The organism is Alteromonas sp. MB-3u-76, from assembly GCF_002831605.1.
Classification (GTDB): domain Bacteria; phylum Pseudomonadota; class Gammaproteobacteria; order Enterobacterales; family Alteromonadaceae; genus Alteromonas; species Alteromonas hispanica.
Genome location: NZ_CP025115.1, coordinates 3,934,448 through 3,957,597, shown reverse-complemented (window position 1 = coordinate 3,957,597; position 23,150 = coordinate 3,934,448). Strand labels below are relative to the sequence as shown.

Annotated in this window: 25 protein-coding genes; 9 read left to right on the top strand and 16 right to left on the bottom strand. The window is 44.8% G+C overall.

Annotated features, from left to right (window positions below; translation table 11 throughout):
• Nucleotides 1-73: 73 nt before the first annotated feature.
• From panC to sfsA, 7 genes are all read right to left on the bottom strand, one after another.
• Nucleotides 74-922, bottom strand: a complete 849-nt coding sequence (panC, locus tag CW735_RS17640; RefSeq protein WP_071980798.1) for a pantoate--beta-alanine ligase — start codon at nt 920-922, stop codon at nt 74-76.
• Nucleotides 923-984: 62 nt separating this feature from the next.
• Nucleotides 985-1,779 carry a 3-methyl-2-oxobutanoate hydroxymethyltransferase gene (panB, locus tag CW735_RS17635; protein WP_100973037.1) on the bottom strand — a complete coding sequence of 265 codons (795 nt, stop codon included), beginning with the start codon at nt 1,777-1,779 and terminating at the stop codon, nt 985-987.
• Nucleotides 1,780-1,829: 50 nt separating this feature from the next.
• Complete coding sequence (gene folK, locus CW735_RS17630) at nt 1,830-2,327, bottom strand: 2-amino-4-hydroxy-6-hydroxymethyldihydropteridine diphosphokinase (protein ID WP_071980796.1); 498 nt, start codon at nt 2,325-2,327, stop codon at nt 1,830-1,832.
• Nucleotides 2,320-3,639 (bottom strand): polynucleotide adenylyltransferase PcnB, encoded by a 1,320-nt coding sequence (gene pcnB / locus CW735_RS17625; protein WP_071980795.1) that lies wholly within the window; start codon nt 3,637-3,639, stop codon nt 2,320-2,322. Before pcnB ends, folK begins: the two co-directional genes overlap by 8 nt.
• Before the next feature lie 101 nt (nt 3,640-3,740).
• A complete protein-coding gene (gene gluQRS, locus CW735_RS17620) occupies nt 3,741-4,676 on the bottom strand; it encodes a tRNA glutamyl-Q(34) synthetase GluQRS (RefSeq protein WP_232230518.1) in 936 nt (311 codons plus the stop codon).
• Between the two features lie 162 nt (nt 4,677-4,838).
• Nucleotides 4,839-5,288, bottom strand: coding sequence for an RNA polymerase-binding protein DksA (gene dksA, locus CW735_RS17615; RefSeq protein WP_032094966.1), 450 nt, complete (start codon nt 5,286-5,288; stop codon nt 4,839-4,841).
• 219 nt (nt 5,289-5,507) lie between these two features.
• Nucleotides 5,508-6,224 (bottom strand): DNA/RNA nuclease SfsA, encoded by a 717-nt coding sequence (gene sfsA, locus CW735_RS17610; protein WP_071980793.1) that lies wholly within the window; start codon nt 6,222-6,224, stop codon nt 5,508-5,510.
• A gap of 123 nt (nt 6,225-6,347) precedes the next feature.
• On the opposite strand from sfsA, the gene pepB reads away from it, so the two are divergent.
• Nucleotides 6,348-7,631: an aminopeptidase PepB gene (pepB, locus tag CW735_RS17605; RefSeq protein ID WP_071980792.1), complete on the top strand. Its 1,284-nt coding sequence runs from the start codon at nt 6,348-6,350 to the stop codon at nt 7,629-7,631.
• An 84-nt stretch (nt 7,632-7,715) separates the two neighbouring features.
• On the opposite strand, the gene CW735_RS17600 is transcribed toward pepB, so the two are convergent.
• Nucleotides 7,716-7,898, bottom strand: coding sequence for a helix-turn-helix domain-containing protein (locus CW735_RS17600; protein ID WP_071980791.1), 183 nt, complete (start codon nt 7,896-7,898; stop codon nt 7,716-7,718).
• Between the two features lie 353 nt (nt 7,899-8,251).
• Between CW735_RS17600 and CW735_RS17595 the strand changes: the two genes are divergently transcribed.
• Nucleotides 8,252-8,854 carry a YhgN family NAAT transporter gene (locus tag CW735_RS17595; RefSeq protein ID WP_071980790.1) on the top strand — a complete coding sequence of 201 codons (603 nt, stop codon included), beginning with the start codon at nt 8,252-8,254 and terminating at the stop codon, nt 8,852-8,854.
• On the top strand, nt 8,855-9,436 hold the full coding sequence (locus tag CW735_RS17590; RefSeq protein WP_071980789.1) for a YjaG family protein: 582 nt from the start codon (nt 8,855-8,857) through the stop codon (nt 9,434-9,436).
• Nucleotides 9,437-9,447: 11 nt separating this feature from the next.
• Here CW735_RS17590 and rsmD read toward each other — a convergent pair whose 3' ends face one another.
• The gene (gene rsmD, locus CW735_RS17585) at nt 9,448-10,137 is read right to left on the bottom strand and encodes a 16S rRNA (guanine(966)-N(2))-methyltransferase RsmD (RefSeq protein WP_083595324.1); all 690 of its coding nucleotides are present in this window, start codon (nt 10,135-10,137) and stop codon (nt 9,448-9,450) included.
• Between the two features lie 66 nt (nt 10,138-10,203).
• Between rsmD and ftsY the strand changes: the two genes are divergently transcribed.
• The 3 genes from ftsY to ftsX are packed head-to-tail and all read left to right on the top strand — an operon-like array spanning nt 10,204 to nt 13,464.
• Nucleotides 10,204-11,757 (top strand): signal recognition particle-docking protein FtsY, encoded by a 1,554-nt coding sequence (ftsY, locus tag CW735_RS17580; RefSeq protein WP_100973036.1) that lies wholly within the window; start codon nt 10,204-10,206, stop codon nt 11,755-11,757.
• Between the two features lie 25 nt (nt 11,758-11,782).
• Nucleotides 11,783-12,487: a cell division ATP-binding protein FtsE gene (gene ftsE / locus CW735_RS17575; RefSeq protein ID WP_071980786.1), complete on the top strand. Its 705-nt coding sequence runs from the start codon at nt 11,783-11,785 to the stop codon at nt 12,485-12,487.
• A complete protein-coding gene (gene ftsX / locus CW735_RS17570; RefSeq protein WP_071980785.1) occupies nt 12,484-13,464 on the top strand; it encodes a permease-like cell division protein FtsX in 981 nt (326 codons plus the stop codon). Before ftsE ends, ftsX begins: the two co-directional genes overlap by 4 nt.
• A 21-nt stretch (nt 13,465-13,485) precedes the next feature.
• Here the strand turns inward: ftsX and CW735_RS17565 are convergent, their stop codons facing one another.
• Nucleotides 13,486-14,739 carry an EAL and HDOD domain-containing protein gene (locus CW735_RS17565; protein WP_071980784.1) on the bottom strand — a complete coding sequence of 418 codons (1,254 nt, stop codon included), beginning with the start codon at nt 14,737-14,739 and terminating at the stop codon, nt 13,486-13,488.
• 237 nt (nt 14,740-14,976) lie between these two features.
• Entirely contained in the window at nt 14,977-16,203 is a 1,227-nt protein-coding gene (locus tag CW735_RS17560; protein ID WP_100973035.1) for an EAL and HDOD domain-containing protein, read from the bottom strand.
• Between the two features lie 454 nt (nt 16,204-16,657).
• Here CW735_RS17560 and rpoH point away from each other — a divergent pair, with 454 nt between their 5' ends.
• Entirely contained in the window at nt 16,658-17,515 is an 858-nt protein-coding gene (gene rpoH / locus CW735_RS17555; RefSeq protein ID WP_071980782.1) for an RNA polymerase sigma factor RpoH, read from the top strand.
• A gap of 103 nt (nt 17,516-17,618) precedes the next feature.
• On the opposite strand, the gene CW735_RS17550 is transcribed toward rpoH, so the two are convergent.
• The 3 genes from CW735_RS17550 to pip all read right to left on the bottom strand — a co-directional run bounded on the left by CW735_RS17550 (nt 17,619) and on the right by pip (nt 20,012).
• A complete protein-coding gene (locus tag CW735_RS17550) occupies nt 17,619-18,530 on the bottom strand; it encodes a bifunctional GNAT family N-acetyltransferase/hotdog fold thioesterase (RefSeq protein ID WP_071980781.1) in 912 nt (303 codons plus the stop codon).
• A 70-nt stretch (nt 18,531-18,600) separates the two neighbouring features.
• Entirely contained in the window at nt 18,601-19,038 is a 438-nt protein-coding gene (gene dtd, locus CW735_RS17545; protein WP_100973034.1) for a D-aminoacyl-tRNA deacylase, read from the bottom strand.
• A complete protein-coding gene (gene pip, locus CW735_RS17540) occupies nt 19,035-20,012 on the bottom strand; it encodes a prolyl aminopeptidase (protein ID WP_100973033.1) in 978 nt (325 codons plus the stop codon). Before pip ends, dtd begins: the two co-directional genes overlap by 4 nt.
• 187 nt (nt 20,013-20,199) lie before the next feature.
• Between pip and CW735_RS17535 the strand changes: the two genes are divergently transcribed.
• Entirely contained in the window at nt 20,200-20,442 is a 243-nt protein-coding gene (locus CW735_RS17535) for a hypothetical protein (RefSeq protein ID WP_071980778.1), read from the top strand.
• A complete protein-coding gene (locus CW735_RS17530; RefSeq protein ID WP_071980777.1) occupies nt 20,439-21,077 on the top strand; it encodes a DUF2959 domain-containing protein in 639 nt (212 codons plus the stop codon). Before CW735_RS17535 ends, CW735_RS17530 begins: the two co-directional genes overlap by 4 nt.
• A 62-nt stretch (nt 21,078-21,139) precedes the next feature.
• On the opposite strand, the gene CW735_RS17525 is transcribed toward CW735_RS17530, so the two are convergent.
• A complete protein-coding gene (locus CW735_RS17525; protein ID WP_071980776.1) occupies nt 21,140-22,081 on the bottom strand; it encodes a virulence factor BrkB family protein in 942 nt (313 codons plus the stop codon).
• Between the two features lie 83 nt (nt 22,082-22,164).
• On the bottom strand, nt 22,165-23,055 hold the full coding sequence (metF, locus tag CW735_RS17520; protein ID WP_071980775.1) for a methylenetetrahydrofolate reductase: 891 nt from the start codon (nt 23,053-23,055) through the stop codon (nt 22,165-22,167).
• Nucleotides 23,056-23,150 lie beyond the last annotated feature (95 nt).

Sequence of the window (23,150 nt, the reverse complement as noted above, 5' to 3'; positions counted from 1 at the left end):
CTAGAGTAAAAGCCGGAAAATTCAAAACTGTTAGGTAGCAAGGTTAGGAAATAACGCTGAGAAATAACGCTACCTATCGTTCAACGTGCAAGTTATCTATCAAACGCGTGGAGCCCATGAATAGGGCGGCTACAATGGCGATATGTTTATCGGCTGAAGTTGCTGGCTGTAAGGTGGTGGCGTTTACAATGCGGACATAGTCGTTTTTAAACCCGCGGGTTTCAAGGTTTTCCACCATAGATTTCTCGATATCAGCAAACGATAACTGTCCCTCTTCAATCAAGGCTTTTGCCTGCTGCATTTCTTTATAAAGCGAGCGTGCGGTGTCTTTTTCTTTTTCACTGAGATATCCATTACGAGAGCTCATCGCAAGGCCTGAAGACTCTCTCTCAGTTGGCACACCATGTACATTTACGGCCATAGATAAATCTCGCACCATGGTGCGAATAACCTGCAGCTGCTGGAAGTCTTTTTCACCAAAAAACGCATCGTCAGGCTGGACCATATTAAAAAGCTTGCTCACCACTGTGGCTACGCCACGGAAGTGACCTGGTCGACTGGCGCCGCACAATACATCGGAAATGCCGGGCACTTCTACAAAGGTTTGCGCCTGAAGGCCTGAAGGGTACATATCGCTGACACTCGGTAAAAACAGAGCGTCCACACCGTTTTCAATTAGCTTGGCTTGGTCGGCTTCTATCGTTCGAGGGTAGGCATCAAGGTCTTCGTTAGCGCCAAATTGCATAGGGTTAACAAAGATGCTTACAATAACAATATCGTTGTGTGCTTTTGCCCGCTTGACCAGTTTTAGATGACCATCGTGAAGGTTGCCCATAGTAGGAACAAAGCCAATAGAGCTGCCGTCGCGTCTATAGCTTGCCACCAATTGACGCAATGATGAAATATCACTCACTATTTGCATAGAATCCTCTCGTTCAGCTTTGTTTTTTATTTATTTTGCTTCTCAGTAAGGGGCTATACGCCCTAGTCAAAGCTGTGCTGGGGCGAAGGGAATTCGCCACATTTTACTTCATCAATATATTGTGCAACGGCTTTGCGCATGTCGCCGGTTTCAACCAAGTAGTTCTTGGAGAACTTCGGCATATAATTGGCGCTGATACCAAACATATCGTGCATCACCAAAATTTGACCGTCGGTGTCTTTGCCCGCACCAATACCAATCACTGGAATGCTCAATGCTTCACTAATCATTTTTCCTAAAGCAGAGGGAACGCACTCTAGCACCAAAAGCTGAATACCGGCTTTCTCTAGTGCCTTGGCTTCTTCGAGCAGCTTTCGCGCCTGTTCACTATCTCTACCTTGCACCTTAAAGCCACCAAATACATGAACAGACTGAGGGGTGAGGCCTAAATGTCCGCATACGGGGACGCCTCTTAAATTTAGCCCTGAGATAGTGTCACACAGCCAGCTACCGCCTTCCATTTTAACCATGCTAGCACCCGCAGCCATGAGAACCGCAGCGTTTTGGTAAGTTTGTTCAGCTGTGGCATAAGACATAAACGGCATGTCAGCGATAACAAAAGCCCGCTGTGTGCCTTTTCTTACGCTTTTAGTATGGTAAGCAATGTCTTGTATAGTAACGGGTAAGGTGTCGTCTTCACCTTGTAAAACCATGCCCAACGAGTCGCCAATTAGCAAAGCATCTATGCCTTGTTCATCAAACATTTTCGCAAAGCTGGCGTCGTACGCAGTTAAAGAGGTAATCTTTTCACCCGCCTGCTTTTTCTTAAGCAGGCCAGAAACAGTAACTTTCTTCATGACATGGTCCAGATATTTATATCGTGTGGCGAACTATACGGATTTTGCCGTTAATTGGAAGTACGCAAGCGGCGTAAGCCATCGAGAGAGCAGTTAGCAACCCAGTTAGCAATTGGCTTTCCATCTTTCATCACCATGGTCGGGGCTATTTCAAATAAGGGCACCATGACGAACTCTCGCTCGGCCATGCCATAGTGAGGAATAATTAAATCTGCGGTATCAATCTGTTGACTTCCGTACAGCAAGATATCTAAATCTAATGTACGAGGACCCCATCTATCACCCTTTCGCTCTCTTCCACATTCCAGTTCAATACGCTGTAACTGCTTTAAGAGGCTGTGGGGCTTTAACGTTGTTTCTATCAAACATACAGCATTGATGTAGTCTGGCTGGTCCTGAGGTCCCATGGGCTTACTTGCATACAGTGAGGACCTCTTTAGAACGCGGGTATCTTCAAGGTTGCCAATAGCTTCAAAGGCATTATTTGCCTGGCTTTCGCTATCTCCAAGGTTACTTCCTATACCAATATAAACATGCTCTTTATGCATCAGTGTCTCTCTTAGCAGGGCGGCGCTTGCGCTTTTTGCGAGGGGCTCCGCCTGAGCCTTCTGAGCGTTTAAGAGCGTTTAACATGCTCTTTTGTTTTCCATTTTCAGCATGTTGAAAATGAGTCCACCATTGGGCAAGCTCTAATAGTTCGCCGCCTTCTGTTTGTCCTCTAGCGAGTAAGAAGTCGTAGCCTGCTCTAAACTTAGGGTGAGTAAGCAACTGAAATGCTCTGCGGCCAAAACGCTTGGGTAAACGCTGCTGCAAAATCCAAATATCTCTTACCACCGTTGAGAAACGCTTCGGGATCATAATGCGCTGAGTTTGCTTTGAAATAACTTCCCCAGAGGCGATATTAAACGCATCATGAGCGTTAAGCCCCGATTCTAACTGTAATCGCTGTGAATGCTCTTCAACTGGATACCACAATAAGGCCCCATATAAAAAGGCTGGGGTAACCCGCTGCTCGTTGTTAATCCGCTCATCTGTGTTGGCAAGTACACGACGCACAAACTGCATTTCCTTGCTGTTTTCGTCTTTTAGGAACGGCGCGAGCTGAGGGAACAGTTGGTCAATTAAACCAAACTCTCGCATCATCAAAAAGGTCTCTTCACCCTTGCCAGATAAGAACAGCTTGAGGCTTTCCTCAAATAGGCGCGCGGGTGGAATGTTTTGCAGCAAGCTCGCTAGCTTCTTAATGGGCTGCGCGGTAGATGGCTCGATACGCATAGATAGCTTAACAGCGAACCGCACAGCGCGAAGCATGCGTACAGGATCTTCTCGATATCGGGTTTCTGGATCGCCCATAAGGGCAACTTCGCGTTTCTCAATGGCGGCAAGGCCATTTGCAAAGTCTTTTACCGTAAAGTCTGCCACGCTGTAATACATGGCGTTGAAGGTGAAATCTCGGCGTTCAGCGTCTTCTTCAATAGAGCCAAACACATTGTCTCTTACCAGCTGGCCGTGTGCATCTTGAGAGCCCGTTGCTTTATTTTTCGGCGTTTCATCACTCTCATCGGTTTCTTGATGATGCCCCCGGAATGTAGCAACTTCGATGATTTCTCTACCAAAAACAATATGAGCAAGGCGAAATCGACGGCCAATAAGACGGCAGTTTCTAAATAGGCCTTTAATCTGTTCTGGGGTGGCATTGGTCACCACATCGAAGTCTTTAGGCTCGTAGCCCATCAATATATCGCGTACGCAACCTCCGACTAAATACGATTCGAAGCCTGCTCCGTTAAGGCGGTACATGACCTTTAACGCATTTGCACTAATATCTTCACGAGAGATTCCATGCTCACCCCGAGTCATAATTCGAGGTTTTAATGTGTTGTCAGACGAGGCATCTTTTGAGAATGCACGCTTAACAGATTTGAAAACACGATGAATGATGGCGATATCTCCGCAAAATATTAAGGATGGCTATAATAAGTGGATTCATGCTGAGGAACAATAATTTCGGGCGTTTTCACTACTTTTTTCCTATCCCATATCGAAATAGCGTAAGACAAAAGTGCGTCTACCGAATCGAAGTCTCGTGTTTTAACATCGCAGAACCCTAAAAATTGAAGTGCCGCTGCAATATTTTCTAACGCTCTGGCGTTATTAATAGGGTTAGCGTGATTCTGCTTGCTTAATTTTCTTCCTGGCGCGACTGCTGCTACGGGAACATGTCCATACTGAGGTGCAGTAAATCCTAACGCCTCATAAATACTTAAATGAAGAGGGGTAACCTCTATTAAGTCGCAGCCTCTAATAATATGCGTCACCCCTTGATAAGCGTCATCGAGTATAACCACTAAATTATAAGAGAAAAGCTGGTCTCTGCGTTTTATCACCACATCTTCTGAAGGACGAGGCGAGAGCGCAATGTCCTCCATAATTACATCGGTGGAAGGTAAAAGCTGACCATCAAGCTTTAAGCGCACTGCGAGTTCGTGCTCGACGGGAACAAGATTTTTGTCGCGACATTGCCCGTTATAAATACCGCCCATTGCCGTAATCATTTTCCGCGTGCAGCTGCAATAATAAGCTCGCTGGTCATCTAATAGTGAGTTGAGAACCTGCTGATAACGTTCGTGCTGCTGGCTCTGATACAGTACTGCACCGTCCCATTTCAATCCGTGGGCTTCTAAACTCATTAATATTTCGCGGTCGGTTCCAGCTATGCATCTAGGTTCGTCGATATCCTCCATTCTTACCAGCCATTCTCCGCAGTGATGCTTAGCATCCAGGTAGCTTGCTAGTGCGGTGACTAATGAGCCAAAATGAAGCTGACCCGATGGGGAGGGAGCAAAGCGACCTGTGTATTTTGCATCGGTAGGCGACATCGATTGCGGGTTAAGCATGCTTCGGGATTATAAATAAAGAAGCGCAAGAAGGTAAGCGACAACAGGGCTTATGGCGTGTGCATACACGTGGAATACTAAAAAGCCCCACCATACCGTGGCGAGGCTTTTTAATTGACAAGCAAATCGACATAAACATCGATAGATTCAAGGTGATAAAAATCAGCCTTGAAGCTGCTTTTCTTTAATTTCAGCCATTGTCTTACAGTCGATACATAAGTCGGCTGTAGGGCGAGCTTCAAGACGACGAATACCAATTTCGATACCGCATTGGTCGCAGAAACCAAAATCGTCTTCTTCAATACGCTTAAGCGTTTTTTCAATTTTCTTTATTAGCTTGCGCTCGCGGTCTCGCGTGCGTAGTTCCAAACTGAACTCTTCTTCTTGTGCTGCACGGTCGACGGGATCAGGGAAGTTCGCTGCCTCATCTTTCATGTGCGTTACGGTGCGGTCAACCTCTTCGCGAAGTTGGTTACGCCACGCTCTTAGCAAAAGACGAAAGTGTTCCATTTGGGGGTCGCCCATGTACTCTTCGTCTGCTTTAGGCTGATAAGGCTGTAGCCCCGCCAGCGCTAATAGTCCTAGGGATTTTGTTTCTTTTCCTGTTGGCATGTGCCACATCTCCTACACTACGACATCCAATTTGTCCCAATTGACCGATATCTATATCAGACTCGACAACCTCAGGCAATCAATTGTGTCTATGTAATTATTATGCTGGTATCTCTTTTTACGATTAGCCAGCTTGGCTACCAGCAAACGCATTAGTGCGTTCTCCCACCAAAACAAGGCGCAAATATGAAGCCGAAATGAAAAAAATCAACCTATTTTTTATAAAATAATAGGGAGTGATTGATTTATCTCGATTTTTTGTTCATTAATCACGCAGCCCATCGCCAGTATTTTTACACCTGCACGAGCGGCTATCTTTACGCTTTCAGCGTAGTGCGGATCAATATGCTTGGCAATACTGACAGACTCTATGGCGGTATGCTGTACACAAAACAGCAACGAGGTGCTAATTCCCTCATCGGCTAAGCGTGCCAGTTCCAAACAATGCTTGGCGCCTCTCTGGGTTACAGCATCAGGAAAATATCCTCGTGGGCCATCGGCCAGAGTGACAGATTTGACCTCTACATATTCCACTTCGCTGTTTCCGGTAGTGTCGTTTCGAGTTATCGCAAAATCAAATCGACTATTTGCTGTAGGGGGTGTTACTTCTGCTTTCCAGCCTGATAAGTCAGAAAATTCCTCAATCACCTTGTTATTCAGAGCTTCTGCCACCAACTTATTAGCATTGTGGGTATTAATTCCGATAAAGTGGTCGTCGAATGTTTTCGCCACTTCCCAAGTATATTTTAATTTACGTTTCGGGTTATCAGACTCACTTAGAAAAACGGTATAACCTGGCTCAGCGCATCCTGTCATTCCCCCAGTGTTAGGGCAGTGGGCGGTGACAAGCTGGCCGTCCGCAAGCTCGACGTCTGCAAGAAAACGTTTGTACCGTTTTATCAGCGTACCGCGTATAAGCGGTTGTGAAAAATTCATGATTCTCCTTACATTGAGAGAACAAAAGTGTTGTAAGCAATACCGGCTGGTAAGATTACTAACGAAAAAGCCGATTGCCCAGCATAATGAAAGCGAACAACAGTATATAAGGATTAAAACATAATGGCAGAATTTACCGTTAGTCTTTCTAAAACCTCAGCGAAAGCCGCATGGGGAGACAATGCAAAACTCTCTTTCGTAGAGTCGGGGGCAGTTATTCACCTTCCCGACGATGGCGTTAACGAGCGCACCATCCAACAAGCGGCAAGAAAATTAGATGGCTTGGGTTTACCTCATGTTGCGCTAACAGGCGAATGGAGCAAAGAGCAGCAGTGGGCATTTGCGCTAAGTTTCACACGAGCCAGAAACCCAGCCAGTATCTCTTGGGCAAACAACGACGATAAAGCGGCGTTAGAGCAAGAATATGCGGCACTATTGTTCACCAGACAATTGGTAAACGATACGCCTGAAGATTTGAGCCCGGAAACACTGGCCCAGCGCGCAGCCGACTGGCTTAAATCATTGGGTAAAGAAAACGTAAGCTACACCATGACAGTGGGAGAGGAACTCAAAGAGCAAGGCTGGGTAGGCATTTACAACGTCGGCCGCGGAAGCGAACGACCTCCTGCAATGTTAGTGCTTGACTATAACCCAACAGGTAACAGCGACGCCGCAGTCGATGCTGTTCTTGTTGGTAAAGGTATTACCTTTGACAGCGGCGGCTACAGCATAAAATCAAGTGAAGGCATGCTTGATATGAAATGTGATATGGGCGGTGCTGCCACGGTTACAGGGGCTTTAGGCCTAGCAATAACCCAAGGAATAGAAAAGCGAGTTCAGCTTATTCTGTGCTGCGCAGAGAACTTAATTAGCGGTCACGCATACAAGTTGGGGGATGTGCTTACTTATAAAAATGGCGTGACTGTTGAAGTGGTTAACACCGATGCAGAAGGACGCCTTGTGTTAGCCGATGGTCTTATGGCAGCGACAGACACCGGAGCACCACTGATTATCGATGCTGCAACACTGACAGGGGCGGCTATGGTAGCTTTAGGCTCAGATTATCACGCAGTTTTTTCAATGGACGACTCTGCCACACAGCAAATGATGGATGCTGCTAATGCAGAAAATGAGCGCTTCTGGCGCTTACCACTAGAACCATTCCACGCCGATCGCTGTCCGTCAGCATTTGCCGATACGGCCAACAGTCGCCCGATGAAAGGCGGCGGTGGTGGTGGGGCGTCTAATGCCGCAGGATTTTTGTCTCGCTTTGTGAAGCCAGAGGGGTGGATACACTTAGATTTGGCCGCGGCATACCACGGCGGTGCCACTGCTGAAATGCCAGTAGGTGCTACTGCGAAAGGAATACGCTCAATTGCACGGCTTTTACACAACTACAGTGCGTAGAGCATAGGTTTACCAAGTTAAAGACAAAGCAGTAAGGGAACGTGACAACTACGTTCCCTTTTCATTTGAAAAAGCTTGAATGTATCAGATGCCGCCTAATCGCTCTGCAAGAGTTTTGTAACGTTCAACATCGGCACTGTCAAAAAGCGGTTTACCATCGGTGTCCTTTTCTTTTGATATCAGAAGGCTCTCTCTTTCCAAACGTTCCACTCTTACATCTTGAACGCCGAGAAAAGCGGCAACTTCGTTCACTGTCATCAAGCTCATTGTTTCTATTCCGTATGCTGTTTTTATTGTGTATTTTCGCTGCTAGCTAAATTTTTAGCCATGGTTTATCTAGCATAGTCAGACTAGAAATAAATGCCTAATTTTTTATCTAAACTTGTTTCAGCATTTATCTGTTTATTGACAGGCCTTTCGCAATAACTTGTATGTAATACGATGTAAGGAGAGATAATTTTCATAAACAACTGCGGGGAGGCTAATTTTGCAGTTAAATCACATAAGCTATTTTTAAGCGCGCGCAGTTAGTTTACCATTGCAACGTTTAACCAAGGCTTGGCGCAATCTCAGCATCTTTAGAGCCTTTTTAGCTTCTTTAACTACCGGAGATAACTGGCATGGATACATGGTCTGCTGCTGTAATGCTTTTTCTGATCATGGATCCCTTGGGCAATTTGCCTGTGTTTATGTCGGTGTTGAAGTCTATAGAGCCTAAACGAAGACAGTTTATTTTGATCCGCGAGCTTCTATTCGCTCTGGGTATCTTATTCTTGTTTTTATTTAGTGGTCAGTCCGTTCTCAATTTCTTAAATGTGGAACAAGAAACCGTGAGCATTGCTGGTGGTATTATTCTGTTTCTCATTGCATTGAAAATGATTTTTCCTTCTTCGGGAAACCCAAGTGGTCTTGCGGTGGGCGAAGAACCGTTTCTCGTTCCTCTTGCCATTCCCATGATAGCTGGGCCCTCAACCCTTGCTGCGCTAATTCTGTTAGCAAATCAGTCGCCAGATCGCATGGTCGACTGGTCTATTGCGCTAGCAGCGTCTTGGTCTATTAGTGCTGTTATTCTGATGTTTTCGAACGTATTTCATAAAATATTGGGAGAGCGTGGTTTAGTTGCCATGGAGCGATTAATGGGTATGATCTTGGTTATGATTGCCATTCAGATGTTACTTGATGGTGTTACTAAATACTTTATTCATGCCGCTGGAGCACTTTAAATGGCAAAGCAAAAATTAAATACATTTGGTCGGGTGAGAGCATTAGAAGGCTTTAAAGCCATTGCTTTTGCTGCAGCGCTACTAGAGCGAATGCTACCAAACTATGCGCTATTTTGCGAGGTAACCGATTCTGGCGATGCCGCCGCGCTAAGAAATTGCCTTAACTTGGTTTGGGAAACGCTTAAGTCACCGAAAAGCAAATTCAATATTGCCGTTCAGCTTGAAAAGGTAGAGCTTGCTACACCAGACACGGAAGAGTTCGACAATTACGGTGTTTATCCTGCCATTGATGCAGCCATTGGGCTTGCCTCGTTATTAAACCTTGTTGCAGGTGACGACCCGCAAGGTGCGGTAGTGATTAGCAAACTATCTCAAGGTAGTGTTGAGGCATACTTACTTGCCACAGGGGAGGCCGATGACGACTCAGTGAAGGAGCACCCGTTAATGGCGTTTGAAGTAGAAGTGCAAAACGAAATGCTAGATTATATTGAGCAAGCAAAATCCTCAGCAAAAGCCGCCGATGAGATGCGAGCGCTCGCTCTTGAAGCTGGTATGTCCAATATTGGCCTTGATTTAAGCTAGGTCAGCACACGCTAGGCATTTTCTTGTTCTGGCGGGGTTGACTCGCCTACTTCAACAAGCATGTATACCAAAGAACCTGTTCGCTTCTCTTTAACCACATGCCAGTGGCCAGGAAGCGACAGTGACGTCAGTTCGGTTTCGTGCTCGATGTAAATCATGCTGCCTTTAGACACAATATTGGCGTTGATTATTTCACTGACTACAGGCTCTACCAAACCTTGATAAAACGGCGGGTCGATAAAAACAATATCGTACTGCGTGTCTGTAAGCTGTTTGATAACCTTCAAAGCATCGCCTTGATGGACCGATGCTACGTCTGAATTTGCTACGTTCAGTGTTTGTAGATTTTTACTCAACTGATCGCTGGCTTGCCTGTCGAGTTCTATGAAGTCACACCGTTTGGCATAGCGAGATAACGCTTCCAAACCTAAACCTCCCGACCCTGCAAAACAGTCTAAACACTGGGCATCGTTAACATAAGCCATCAACCAGTTGAACAAGGTTTCTTTGTTTCTGTCGGTAGTGGGCCTAAGTCCCTCGGCATCAAGTACCGGGAGTCGTTTTCCACGCCACTGGCCGCTAATAATGCGAATTAGCCCTCTCTTTTTCCTGTCAATTTTTGCAGGCTGACGTTTTTTTGTAGAAGATATGGCCCTAGATGGGCGAGAGGCTCGCTTCATAGTGACTGACAGTGGTATCATGCTGTTATAGATTAGACGGCAAGTGTAGCCGAATTTGTGCAGAATTTATAAGGATTTGTCCTAACAATGTCGAAACTTTTTGGCTGGTTCAGCAAGAACAAAAAAGCGGAAAAACAAAAAGAGCAGCAGGCGAAAGAGCACTCTGCAGAAGAAGCGGCAGTCTCGGCTGAAAAATCAGCTAGCGAAGAGACAGCCACAGCGCCGCAGCAAAAAGAGGAAGTACCCTCTTTATCGTCCGAGACGACAGATGGTAACGAAGCTATACGCGATACTATTGTCGACGCTGTTGAAAGCACTGTTGAAGACGCTAATAATAACGATAGTGCACTTACTGCCGCTCCAGAAAGTATCAGTGAATCTGATTTTGTCGAGGCAACCGCAGAGCCAACAGAAAACGATGACGCAGCAAAAAGTCAGGCACCGCTAGACTTTTCTTCTGCTGACGATGATGCGAGTGAAAGCATAAATCAAGCTGTAGATAGCGAGCAAAAACAAGCAGACAAGTCACAGGCGCAACCACTGTCCAGTAATCCCCGTCCTGTTGAAGAAGCTTCCACTGCCAGTGTTGAAGATGAGTTCACTGTTACAAATACCGGCGTTGAAAATACCGGCGCTGAAGATACCGTCGCCGAAGATACCGTCGCCGAAGAGCCACAGCCAGTAAAAGAAAAGAAATCTCTCTTTGCTCGACTAAAAGAAAGCCTATCGCGAACCAAAGAAAATATTGGTAGCGGTATTGTTAGTTTGTTTAAAGGCAAAGTCATTGATGATGAGCTGTATGAAGACTTAGAAACTCAACTGCTTGTTGCTGATGTAGGCATGGACACCACGCAAAAAATTATCAATCACCTTACCGAAAGTGCATCCCGAAAAGACTTGAAAGATGCCGAAGCACTGCTCGATATCCTAAAACAGCAAATGTCTGGAATGCTTGCTAACGTCAATGAGCCGTTAAATGACGTGTTACAGAAGCACAATGCCGAAGAGGGCCCATTTGTTATTTTGATGGTGGGCGTAAACGGTGTGGGTAAAACCACCACTATAGGCAAGTTAGCCAAGCAGTTTCAGCAACAGGGCAAGAAAGTCATGTTAGCAGCGGGCGACACCTTCCGTGCAGCTGCGGTAGAGCAATTGCAAGTATGGGGCGAGCGTAACAGTATTCCCGTTATTGCCCAGCATACAGGGGCAGATAGTGCGTCGGTTTTATACGATGCCCTTGAAGCCGCAAAATCCAGAGGCTCTGATATTCTGATTGCGGACACCGCAGGGCGTTTACAAAATAAAGATAACCTTATGGAAGAGCTGAAAAAAGTGGTTAGGGTAATGAAAAAGCTTAACCCTAACGCGCCACATGAAGTTATGTTAACGCTAGATGCCGGAACTGGCCAAAATGCAATCAGTCAGGCCAAGTTGTTCAACGAAGCTGTAGGCTTAACCGGCATAACGTTAACTAAGTTAGATGGCACAGCAAAAGGCGGCGTGATTTTCTCTGTAGCCGATCAATTCGGCATACCAATTCGATACATTGGTGTGGGCGAGGGAATTGACGACTTACGTCAGTTTGACGGTGAAGAGTTTATTGATGCCCTGTTTAGCGAGCTAGATACGCCAGCAAGTTAGGGTATTCAAGTTTTAGGATGTAAAAATGATAAAGTTTGAGCAGGTAAGCAAAACCTATCCCGGCGGCCAGCGGGCGCTCAGCAAAGTGAATTTTCACATTGCGCCTGGCGAAATGGCGTTTTTAACCGGTCATTCCGGGGCCGGTAAAAGTACCCTGCTTAAACTTATTAGTATTATGGAACGACCTACAGTGGGGCGTGTGCTCATTAATGGTCATGATCTCAACAAAATAAGCCGCCGGGATATCGCGTTTATACGCCGAGATATCGGGATGATATTTCAAAGCCATCAGCTGCTTATGGATAAAACCGTTGCCGACAATGTCGCTTTGCCACTGGTTATCGAAGGCTACACGCACAAAGAAATACGCAAGCGCGTAGATGCCGCTCTTGAAATGGTCGGGCTCAGAGACAAAAGCCGCAGTTTACCCATCACGCTATCGGGCGGCGAGCAGCAGCGAGTGGGCATAGCGAGAGCCGTTGTGAACAAGCCCCCTTTGCTACTCGCTGATGAACCTACAGGTAACCTCGATCCCAAACTGTCTATGGAAATAATCCGCTTGTTCGAAGACTTTAATCAGGCTGGGGTTTCCGTGCTTATTGCTACCCACGATCTGGGCTTAATTGCTCGTATGCGCTACCGCACGTTAACGTTGAAAAACGGACAAATGATCACTGATGGTCTTACTGACGGTGATAGCGGGTATACATCACAGGGTGAACGCTCATGAGTATATTGTTTAAAGGTCGGGCTAAAGGGGCTTCTTCCTCAAAAGTATCTGTTTTGCAGGGGTTTGTCATGTTCTTCGTGAGTCATGTCAGGCAAGCACTTTCGAGTTTAGGGGAGCTTTGGCGACAGCCAATAGCGTCACTAATGACTATTGGGGTTTTAGGGCTGAGTATTACTTTGCCGAGCACCCTTTATATCATGGTGAAAAATACAGAAAAAATTACCGCAGGCTGGGATCAGGCGTCTGAAATATCGCTTTTTTTAAAGCCAGATATCAGCGCTAACCGTTCACAGCAGTTAGTAGCGCGGCTTAACACATGGCAAGAGATTGAAAGTGTTGTCTATATTCCTGCCGATGATGCATTAAAAGAATTCCAGCACTTGTCGGGGCTCGGCGATGCTATTGCTTACTTAGAGAAGAACCCGCTGCCCGATGTGGTTTTGGTAACTCCCACTGAAAAGAATGGTTCGCCAAGTGCCGCAAGAGCTTTACTAGATAAATTAAGGCAGCAAAGGGAAGTCGATATTGGCAAGCTAGATATCGAGTGGCTTGAGCGCTTATATGCGGTGATAGCCATTGCGAGCGATTTAGTTATGCTTATTGGTGTATTACTGTTTATTGCAGTGGTACTGATTATAGGGAACACCATTCGACTTAATATCCTCAACAAATATGACGAAATCGTTGTCATGAAGCTCGTTGGAGCAACAGATGCATTTATCCATCGACCGTTTCTCTATACCGGCTTTTGGTATGGGTTGCTTGGCGGCTTAATGGCATGGTTTGCCGTTATTATCATTCTGTGGTGGATGGACAGCAGTATTGCAACCTTTGCAGCAATGTATCAAAAAGAGTTCAACATTACAGGCCTCACAGGAAGCGCACTATTTACCATGTTAGGGCTCTCGGTATTATTAGGACTGCTAGGTTCATTAATATCCGTACAGCGCCATGTTAGGCAGATAGAGCCTCAATAGCGAAGCGGTTCGAAGTAATAGTTAGCCCTGGGCACTGGCCGTTGGAAAATGAGTGGAAATGGTGCTTCGAATACCGTTCCCCCAAACAATTGCTTGGTTGTAAAGCATATGGAGTTGCTTCTGATCTATATCGAGCAGCTTGGCTTGTTTAATCACATTCATCCAAATTGCACTTTCAAATCCGCGCACTAGCGCAGAATAGTTATTGAGTTCAGCATTCTTACCTAACAATGCGTTGTTCACATCATCTGCTAAGGGCAGCTGTTTGACAATATCGCTCATAGATTGATCTAATAACCCCTCAAGTAGCGAAAACAGCCCGACTAAAAACGCGATGGGCGGATTATTCTTAAAGCCCCTTCGTTCGGCTAATAGGTCGAAGAACTTTGCTCGAACTAATGACATGTGGATGATTTCTAGCGGCTTGTCATCGGCAATATGCGTGAGGCTTAGCAGGGCAATAAATTTCTTTATTTCCACTTCGCCCATATAATTAAGTGCATGTTTTAGCGATGTAATTTTATAGCGCTTGTTAATAGTGGGATTATTGATAAATTTGAGTAGTAAAAAGCTTAACGTCGCATCCCGCTCAATAATTTGTGTCGTTCTATCGATATCAAAGTTAACTTTTCCACTTTCAGCCATTAGGTCCACAATATTCATTTTGGACGCGGGCAATTGCCTTAAGATTCGCGCTTCTGGCTGGCAGAAAAAATAGCCTTGGAAAAAGTCGAAGCCCAAGTCGATACATGTCGTGAAGTGATCTTGTGAGTCAACTTGTTCGGCAACTAACTTTTTATTCTCGTCATGATAACGAGGAATGTGTTTCTCTATGTTTTCAAGGCGGTTATCAAACCGAGCTTTTGAAACGTCTACCTTTACAATATCAATCAGTGGAAAAATATCGTGTTCGGCACCTATCATCATAGGATCGTCTATTGCCAGTTTGAAACCCATCTGCTTAATGTGCTGACAAGCTTCAAACAAGCCATTGCTTGTGTCAGCTGGGTTGGCAAGCTCCACGACAACAGAATCTGGATTGAGGTTGGTGGGAAATCGAGAAACAAGTGTATCGGTAGAAAATGTGATAAATGAGGTTTTCTCGCCGCTAATATCATCAAGACCAAGAGGGTGGAAGTTATCGGCTATAAACTTCGACTTTTCTTCTTGATGCTCGGGGTACGCCCCACCTTTTCCATCCCGGAAAAGTAACTCGTAGGCAAATACGCTTTTTTCTTTATCTAAGATAGGCTGACGAGCGATAAACGCGAACATATTTAATTCCTGATGATACACACAGCTTTTGTTGTGCTTTTTTTCGTGTATTGACTAATTGCTCTTTTGCTACACATCTTTTACTACACTAAGATATCGACGTGTAAAACAATACCTTTATTCAATGCTGTCTCACTGCCACCAATAATGGGCTTTGTCCGGTAGATTATGACATTGGCCTCACACAAACAATGATTACAGTACATTTTTAATACACATCTATATTTGCTTGAAGCGTTAGGTTTTTTCTAGCGCCGCGTTGTGCAAGTGCTTTGCCCATTTTATAGCTTCATTGTAATAGCTATGAAGTAACGATTGGCTTATCCCATGCTTTGCGGAAAACTGTTTTATACTCGCCCACCGTGCAATCTCAAACTGGGTAGACAGTACCAAGCACTCTCTGAGTACATTGTGTCGACCGCATAAGGCGTCTTTTACATCATCATCGAGAGGGACTTTGCTCACAACATCTTCTATTCGTTGTTCCATCATTGCGTCGAGTAGCGACAGCAAGCCGACTAAAAAGCCGGAATGTGCACTTTTTTGTTTATTCACCGCTAGGTAAACCAGTTCACAGAATTTTGCTCTCACCAAAGCCATTTGCATTAATTCTGAGGGCTGTCCGTCACTGAGGTTTGCTAAAGCAAGCAGTGCAATAAACTTTTTAACCTCTACTTCGCCCATAAAGTTGAGTGCGTGCTTCAGAGAATTTATTTTATGACGCTTATTAACCATTGGGTTGTTAATAAAACGCAGAAGCAAGTAGGTTAACGATGGATCGCGCTCAACAATGGCCTGAACTTTTTCTAAGTTAAGGTTTGCTTGGCTACTCAATGACAGCAACTCGAGCATAGTGAGTTTATTTGGCCCTATTTTTCTATGCCTAACTATTTCAGGCCGAGCAAGGAAGTAGCCTTGAAAATAATCAAACCCCATCTCCTTGAACGTATGAAATTCCTCATAGGTTTCAATTTTTTCCGCTACCAATTTGATTTTGTTTGATTTGAATCGTTTGACAAGAGCGGGGATTTCCTCGTGAGCAATTTCAGTGATATCAATCTTTACAATACTAGTGAAAGGAATGAAAGCCTCCCATTTTCCATCCATATCGTAATCATCAAGTGCAATAGGATAGCCCAGTCCGCGAATGTGCTTGCACGCTGCGATAAGAGCGTCATCAACATCAACGGTTTCAACAACCTCTATAACGACTTTGCTGGCGTCAAGGGAGGTTGGGAAGCGGAACATAAGAGTATCGCGATGAAAGTTAATAAAGGCTTTTTTATCGCCGGTTATTTCTTCAATTCCGAGACTTAGGTGAGTAGAGGTGAGTATTTTTGACGTTGCCTCGTCAGGCGGAATATCTGGGAAGCAATTATCTTCGCCTATACGAAAAAGTAACTCGTAGGCAAATACTTCTCTGTCTACGTCAAATATCGGCTGTCTGGCAACGTATGCAAACATGTTTATCCTTGAACTGTCTTTCTTGGCAACTTCTTACTTCCTACAGCAATTGGTACTGTTGCTCTTTCTCGGTGTAAAAACTCGAGGAAACTTCCAATTTGCCCACTTACACCTGTATGCTGATTAGACTACATGCTAGTTGAAAAGCGCACAATGTTTAATATCAACGTTGAGCAACAGATAGTTGAGACCAAAGTAAACGTTTTGCGCTAAATTACGGTATACTAAGCAGTACACACTTAAAAACGCCACATGAGTGTTGAAACCCCTTAAGGAAATATTTTATTATTAAGGGTGTTGTGGGGCGATAAGTTTTGAACTTTTTTTTGATCTACAGGTCTTGATATTGTAGCAGTCGTCCTTATACCAACATATCGTTCGGGCTTCTTTATATTATTTTGGTCTCGCGCAGCTCTGTAAGTAAAGTGCAGAGCCGCATTTGATGAGGTGAACAATGAGCAACAATTTGCAATCTATGGCCATGTCAGTGCCACACAGCGGTAGCATCGAAGGCTACATTCAAGCTGTAAGCCGCATTGATATGCTCAGTGCCGAAGAAGAGCGCGAGTTGGCAGTGCGTCTTCGTGATGATGAAGATCTACAAGCAGCGCGCAAGCTGGTAATGTCGCACCTTCGCTTTGTTGTGCATATTGCAAAATCATATTCAGGGTATGGCTTACCGCAGGCTGATCTCATTCAAGAAGGTAATATTGGTCTGATGAAGGCAGTGAAGCGTTTCGACCCTACTGTGGGTGTTCGCTTGGTTTCTTTTGCTGTTCATTGGATAAAAGCCGAAATTCACGAGTTCGTTCTGAAAAATTGGCGCATCGTGAAAGTGGCAACAACTAAGGCACAGCGTAAGCTTTTCTTTAACCTACGCAAGGCGAAAAAACGCTTGGGTTGGTTTACGCATGCGGAAGTACAAACAGTAGCAGACGAGCTTGGAGTGAGTACAAAAGAAGTTCTCCAAATGGAAGCTCGAATGAGCAGTCAAGACCAAGCATTCGATTTGTCTGCCGATGAAGACGAAACAGGTAACTTTGCTCCGGTTCAGTTTTTAGAAGATAAAACTGCCAACGTTGAAACCGACGTTATCAATAACGATTGGGACACTGCGGCAAGCAAGCGTTTGTATTCAGCGATAAAAACCCTTGATGAGCGCAGTCAGGATATTATCGAAACACGCTGGTTAGCAGATAACAAAATTACGCTGCAAGACTTAGCGAATAAATACGATGTATCTGCAGAGCGCGTTCGTCAAATTGAAAAGAACGCGATGAAAAAACTACAGGCGGCGATGGTTGCAGCTTAAAGTTTTTAACGCAGACAGATAAATAAAAAAAGCGCCAGTCGGCGCTTTTTTGTTGTCTAGAGTTCTAGTTAAGAGTGTCTTGCAGACTCTCTATTCGTTCTCTTTATTCGCTGTTCTCAGACACTGGGAGCACCCAGAATACCCCTTCAAATTCTGCCACCGCAGTATCGTTGTCCAAAATAGCCACGCTTAATTCAAAACGCGCTTTTTTCCCTTTTTGCAAGGGAGCAAACTTGCCTGACAATGTTTCTATGTTACAAATTGCTCTAGGCTTCATGGTGATAGGCTTGTGGTAATGAATATCGCCATCGCCAAGCACAATATCGCCGTTCAATCCACGCTCTTTCAACTGCAAATAAATAAGTCCCCAGCCGGTAAGTGTGGCCAAAGAGAAAATACTGCCTGCGAACATAGTGCCGTGAATATTAATATTCTTATTCAGTGATGCACGAGTCTCAAGGGTTCTTCCTGTGTATTGGTAAAGCTTAATACCCATATGTTCTGTGATGGGAATGGTTTCAGACCAAGTTTCTTGTAATGAACGACACCATTTTGGATGAAGCACTAGCGTATTGTTTTCAGTAAACTTCTTTACCATTTGCTGACGTTTCAGCATACCTAGTTCGTTGGGTGCTTCTCGCTCGATAACAAAACCACAGGAGGCAAAAAAGTCGATAGAAATTTCGCGACTATTAGTCACTGCTCGCACAGCGCCAAGATCTTTAGCAACGTTCTCAAGCGCAACCATCACCATTTTACCCAGCCCTTTTCGCATATGATCATTGCGAACGGCTATGTGGCGTATTTGCGCTTCTTCAGCGGTATTTAGATGCACACGGCCACAGGCTACAATTTCATTCTTTCTATTGGTGATAATGCGATGCTCAGCAACCTGTTCGTATTCGTCTTTTTCTGAGCCAGGAGGAAAATTCCAAGGTTGACGCAAATGCTCCCATCGAAAATGAAAGTAGGCTTCAAATTCTGCATCGCTTTTTGGTGTTACAACCTTATACACAATAAACAGCCCTTTTTAAAAATCGAGTTGTATTTAAACGTAACCGCGCAGTAGGCACAAGCTTAAAAACCTAAACTTGAAACTGAAATGTCACTGGTCCATCGTTTACCAATGCTACTTTCATATCTGCGCCAAACTCTCCCGTTTGTACCGACATCCCCTTTTTCTTGAGCGTGTTCACGAACCGCAAATACACGTTTTTTCCGTGGGAAGGGGATGCGCCGCGAGAAAAACCAGGGCGATTGCCTTTTTGCGTATCAGCAACCAAAGTGAATTGAGAGATAACAAGCATAGCTCCACCAACTTGCTCGATATTAAGGTTCATTTTTCCATCGCTGTCGCAAAACATTCTATAGCGACACAGTTTGTTCGCTAGCTTCTCTATTTCTGCGTCGCCGTCGTCTTTTTCTACGCCTAGCAGCACAACCATACCGTGGCCTATTTCACCGATGACTTTCTCGTCCACAGTTACGCTAGCCTCAGACACCCGTTGAATAAGTCCTATCACTGAGTTTGCTCCTTGAGAAAACGAGACATATCTCTGGTCGCGCGGCAAAGTGCATAGGCGATACTGGGCTCAGATGTGCTGTGGCCTGCATCGGGTACAATTTGTAACTCACTTTGTTCCCACGCCTTATGGAGTGTTTCAGCAGCTTCTGTTTTGCATATCATGTCGTAGCGACCGTGAACAATTGTTCCAGGGATATGATTTATCTTTTCGATATTATCAATAATGTAGTTTTCGGGAATAAAGCATTTATTTGATAAAAAGTGACACTCTAGCGTGGCTAGGCACGTTACCAAATTCATGGGGTAGTGACAGCTTGCCTCTCCAACACCCGGCGGTAAGCTTAACCGTGAAAGACGCTCTTCCCACTGATACCAGCGTCTTAATGCTGCGTGTTTGAGAACTTCGTTGCTAGAGCTTAATTGAGCACTGTAATACTCGCAAACTGCATTGGCGGTAACTGGTGGGGGGATATCTTTTGTGAACTTGCGATAATGTTCTGGAAATAGCTGCGCGGCGCACCCTTGGGGCGATAAGAACCATTCTCTGTCTTGCTGTCGAGCAAGAAAAACGCCGCGTAAAATGAGACCAGAGACATGTTCGGTATATTTCAACGCATAAAGTAGGGCAAGCGTAGAGCCCCAAGAGCCACCGAATAGTAGCATCTCAGGAACGCCAAGATGGCTTCGAAGCATTTCGATATCATCTACATTTAGCCAAGTATCATTATTACTTATTTCTGCAAGCGGCGTAGATCGCCCGCATCCACGTTGTTCATATCCAATAATACGGTATTTGTTACTGTCGAAGAAGCTTTTGTAATTAGGCGGCAAACCGGCGCCAGGTCCACCGTGAATAAAGAGTACTGGAATTCCGTCAGGGTTTCCGCTTTGCTCAAAATAGAGGGAATGCCCGCTTCCTACATCAATAAATCCGTCGTTGTAGCTGGTTACATCCGGATAAAGTCGTTTCATTATATTTCTACGCGTTGTGCGAGTGCCTGTTTTAGTTTAGTTTATTATTATGCATGCTGTCGCTTGTAAACACCTTGCGCCTTAATTTATACGTTGCGTTAAGCACAACGGTTGAAACTAATTTGGAAAAAGGTGTTACGCATGCGTTAGCTAATCACATTATAATCATAATTGCGAGGACGTTTGTATGGCAGGTCAAGGATCGGGTGGCAATGTTATTGCCGCTATATGTAACTTTTTTATCCCCGGTTTAGGACATTTGGTCCAAGGCCGAATTTTAGCAGCGCTATTTTACTTTGTTTCAGTGGGTGTTTGTTACGCACTGGCGGCAACCGTAGTGTTGGCAATTGTATTTTGGCCGCTAGGTGCAATTTTGCATCTTATAAGCATCATCAGCGCAGCGCGCTTTAGAGGTGGAGCAACAGTATGAGACTAATAACTACAGCGTTTGTTGCTGCACTCACTCTAACGGGGTGTCAGTCAGCTTATTATGCTGCGTGGGAAAAGGTCGGTGTAGAAAAGCGCGATATACTTGTTGATCGGGTAGATAACGCCAAAGATTCTCAGGAAGACGCGCAAGAACAATTTAGTTCTGCGTTAGAGGCGTTTAGCGCGGCGGTAGAGTTTGACGGCGGTGAGCTTGAGGATGTTTACGACAATCTAAACGGGCAGTATGAAGATAGCGTAGCTGCAGCTGAAGAGGTCACTGCGCGTATTGATAAAGTAGAAAGTGTGGCCGAAGCGCTGTTCGATGAGTGGCAAGAAGAGCTTGAAAAATACCAAAGCGGCTCATTGAAGCGAGACAGTGCGGCAAAACTTCGAGAAACTCAGCGACGCTACGCGTCTTTGATGAAGTCGATGCGTAAAGCAGAAAGTAAAATGCCTCCTGTTCTAAATGCACTGCAAGATAATGTGCTTTATTTGAAGCACAACCTCAACGCGAGTGCAATTGGTGCATTGCAAGGTGAGCTGTCAACGATAGAAGACAATGTTGCTCAGTTATTAAGCCAGATGAATTCAGCAATTGCAGAGTCTGATGCGTTTATTGCTTCTATGAAAAACTAGCTAAATAAAAGCGAAAGTAACCATTTAGGTTACCATTAGAAATAAGGGAGCAATTTGCTCCCTTATTTATTTGTGCCGTCATTATGAGATGGCGCAAGACTTTTTTGCTCGTCTTCTTCCTCCTCAGATGACACGTATTTTTCCTTATTGAGGTCTCTTTGATTTTCAAATGCCTCGCCCAGGCTACAGGTGAATTCAGCGCCAAAGAGAACAATAATCCAAGACAAATATACCCATAAAAATAAGATTGGCACCACAGCAAGTGCGCCGTAAATTAATTCGTAAGAGGGAAAGTTGGTGACGTAAAGTGCAAATCCTGACTTTGTAATTTCAAAAGCAATAGTAGCGGCCAAGGCCCCACAAGCTGCGTGGCGGGCATAAACCTGCTTATTAGGCACCATAGTGTATAAAATAGTGAATGCAAGCATGGCTGCGCCGCTAGGTACTAAGCTTAATACGAACGTACCTAATCCTGGCGTGTATTCTTCAGTAAACGCTGCAAGTCCAGTAAGGTAAGTGCTTACAATCACGCTGGAGCCAATTAAAATAGGCCCTAATGTGATTACCATCCAGTAAATAGCAAAGGTAAACACTATCGGCCTTTCGCTTTTCGTTCGCCAAATTCGGTTGAGTGTCTTATCCACATTTGAGATAAGCATTAGTGCCACAACCAGCAGAGACAAAATACCTATAGCGCTCATTTCAGAGGCATTACCGACAAAATCAGTCATGTACTGATGCACTACATCACTGGCGGTGGGAACAAAGTTGCTAAAAATAAAGTATTCAATTTTGCTTCGTACTGATGCAAAAGCAGGAAAGGCCGACATAATAGTGAAGGTAACCATTATGAAGGGCACTAGCGATAACAGCGTTACATAGGCCAAGTGCCCAGCAGAAATAGTGACATTGTCTTCTTTGCAGCGATTGATAAATATGGTGAAGAGATCTTTCGCTTGAGGCTTTATATTCTCATAAGTGGCTTTAACCCGCTCTAAATACACTCGTGCTCTCCTGACATTAACGTCACCGCTTCATTTTTATTGCTGAAGTAAATGGTAACTGCCAGCGCAGTTATGAGCAAAGGTTATTTATTGTCGCCTCGCACACCTAACATGTGACAAATAGCGTAGCTCAGTTCGCTTCGGTTAAGGGTATAAAAATGGAAATGCTTTACGCCTTCTTTGGCTAATACCTTAACTTGATCCATAGCGATATTGGCTCCAATGAGGTTGCGGGTGGCCTGGTCGTCGGCGTCTAGCCCGTCGAACATTTTGTGAAGCCATCCAGGCACGTGAACATTCGTAAAGCCTGCAAATTTAACCAGGGTTTGATAATTTGTCACAGGTAAAATGCCCGGTACTAAATCCAAATCAACACCTGCTGCGGCAGCGCGATCTCTAAAACGCAAAAATACACTGGTGTCGAAGAAGAACTGAGAAATAGCCTCTGTAGCTCCTGCTTCTGCTTTACGCTTCAAATTGAGAAGGTCAAATTGCGCATTTGGAGCTTCTGGGTGTTTTTCGGGATAGGCAGCAACAGAAATATCGAAGTCGGCTACATCTTTTAATAATGCCACTAGGTCAGAGGCATACATCTCTGTTGTGTCAACACCTGCAGGAAGGTCCCCACGTAACGCTACAATGCGACGAATACCTGAATCCCAGTAGTCTTGCGCAATTTGTTTAAGCTCTTCTCTGCTTGCATCAACGCAAGTTAAATGAGGAACCGCAGAAACCCCGGTTTGTTGTTGAATTCGCTTTACTACATCGTGGGTTCTATCGCGCTCGCCGCTGTTTGCACCATAGGTAACCGACATGTAACTCGGTTTGAGAGGCGCTAACCGCTCTACCGATTTCCATAATGTTTGCTCCATGGCTTCCGTTTTAGGAGGAAAAAACTCAAAAGAGACGTCAATGTCACGCAGCTCCGATAAGGACTGGTTGAGTGCATCAATGCCTTGTGCGTAAGAAACCATGTATAATTCTCTCTGATAAGCTTTTTATAGACGTTTAGACGGCTAAATTAAAGAATATATGTCTAGACGTCAAGAGGTTTACACTGCTCAATTGA

What these genes read in the sequence shown, in the direction of transcription:
- ftsE (WP_071980786.1), top strand. Translation starts at nt 11,783, where the DNA reads ATGATAAAGTTTGAGCAGGTAAGCAAAACCTATCCCGGCGGCCAGCGG.
- CW735_RS17600 (WP_071980791.1), bottom strand. Translation starts at nt 7,898, where the DNA reads ATGAGCTTGATGACAGTGAACGAAGTTGCCGCTTTTCTCGGCGTTCAA.
- pepB (WP_071980792.1), top strand. Translation starts at nt 6,348, where the DNA reads ATGGCAGAATTTACCGTTAGTCTTTCTAAAACCTCAGCGAAAGCCGCA.
- CW735_RS17535 (WP_071980778.1), top strand. Translation starts at nt 20,200, where the DNA reads ATGGCAGGTCAAGGATCGGGTGGCAATGTTATTGCCGCTATATGTAAC.
- panB (WP_100973037.1), bottom strand. Translation starts at nt 1,779, where the DNA reads ATGAAGAAAGTTACTGTTTCTGGCCTGCTTAAGAAAAAGCAGGCGGGT.
- metF (WP_071980775.1), bottom strand. Translation starts at nt 23,055, where the DNA reads ATGGTTTCTTACGCACAAGGCATTGATGCACTCAACCAGTCCTTATCG.
- CW735_RS17530 (WP_071980777.1), top strand. Translation starts at nt 20,439, where the DNA reads ATGAGACTAATAACTACAGCGTTTGTTGCTGCACTCACTCTAACGGGG.
- CW735_RS17590 (WP_071980789.1), top strand. Translation starts at nt 8,855, where the DNA reads ATGGCAAAGCAAAAATTAAATACATTTGGTCGGGTGAGAGCATTAGAA.
- CW735_RS17560 (WP_100973035.1), bottom strand. Translation starts at nt 16,203, where the DNA reads ATGTTTGCATACGTTGCCAGACAGCCGATATTTGACGTAGACAGAGAA.
- rsmD (WP_083595324.1), bottom strand. Translation starts at nt 10,137, where the DNA reads ATGATACCACTGTCAGTCACTATGAAGCGAGCCTCTCGCCCATCTAGG.
- sfsA (WP_071980793.1), bottom strand. Translation starts at nt 6,224, where the DNA reads ATGAATTTTTCACAACCGCTTATACGCGGTACGCTGATAAAACGGTAC.
- gluQRS (WP_232230518.1), bottom strand. Translation starts at nt 4,676, where the DNA reads ATGCTTAACCCGCAATCGATGTCGCCTACCGATGCAAAATACACAGGT.
- pip (WP_100973033.1), bottom strand. Translation starts at nt 20,012, where the DNA reads ATGAAACGACTTTATCCGGATGTAACCAGCTACAACGACGGATTTATT.
- ftsX (WP_071980785.1), top strand. Translation starts at nt 12,484, where the DNA reads ATGAGTATATTGTTTAAAGGTCGGGCTAAAGGGGCTTCTTCCTCAAAA.
- dksA (WP_032094966.1), bottom strand. Translation starts at nt 5,288, where the DNA reads ATGCCAACAGGAAAAGAAACAAAATCCCTAGGACTATTAGCGCTGGCG.
- pcnB (WP_071980795.1), bottom strand. Translation starts at nt 3,639, where the DNA reads ATGACTCGGGGTGAGCATGGAATCTCTCGTGAAGATATTAGTGCAAAT.
- rpoH (WP_071980782.1), top strand. Translation starts at nt 16,658, where the DNA reads ATGAGCAACAATTTGCAATCTATGGCCATGTCAGTGCCACACAGCGGT.
- CW735_RS17565 (WP_071980784.1), bottom strand. Translation starts at nt 14,739, where the DNA reads ATGTTCGCGTTTATCGCTCGTCAGCCTATCTTAGATAAAGAAAAAAGC.
- panC (WP_071980798.1), bottom strand. Translation starts at nt 922, where the DNA reads ATGCAAATAGTGAGTGATATTTCATCATTGCGTCAATTGGTGGCAAGC.
- folK (WP_071980796.1), bottom strand. Translation starts at nt 2,327, where the DNA reads ATGCATAAAGAGCATGTTTATATTGGTATAGGAAGTAACCTTGGAGAT.
- CW735_RS17595 (WP_071980790.1), top strand. Translation starts at nt 8,252, where the DNA reads ATGGATACATGGTCTGCTGCTGTAATGCTTTTTCTGATCATGGATCCC.
- ftsY (WP_100973036.1), top strand. Translation starts at nt 10,204, where the DNA reads ATGTCGAAACTTTTTGGCTGGTTCAGCAAGAACAAAAAAGCGGAAAAA.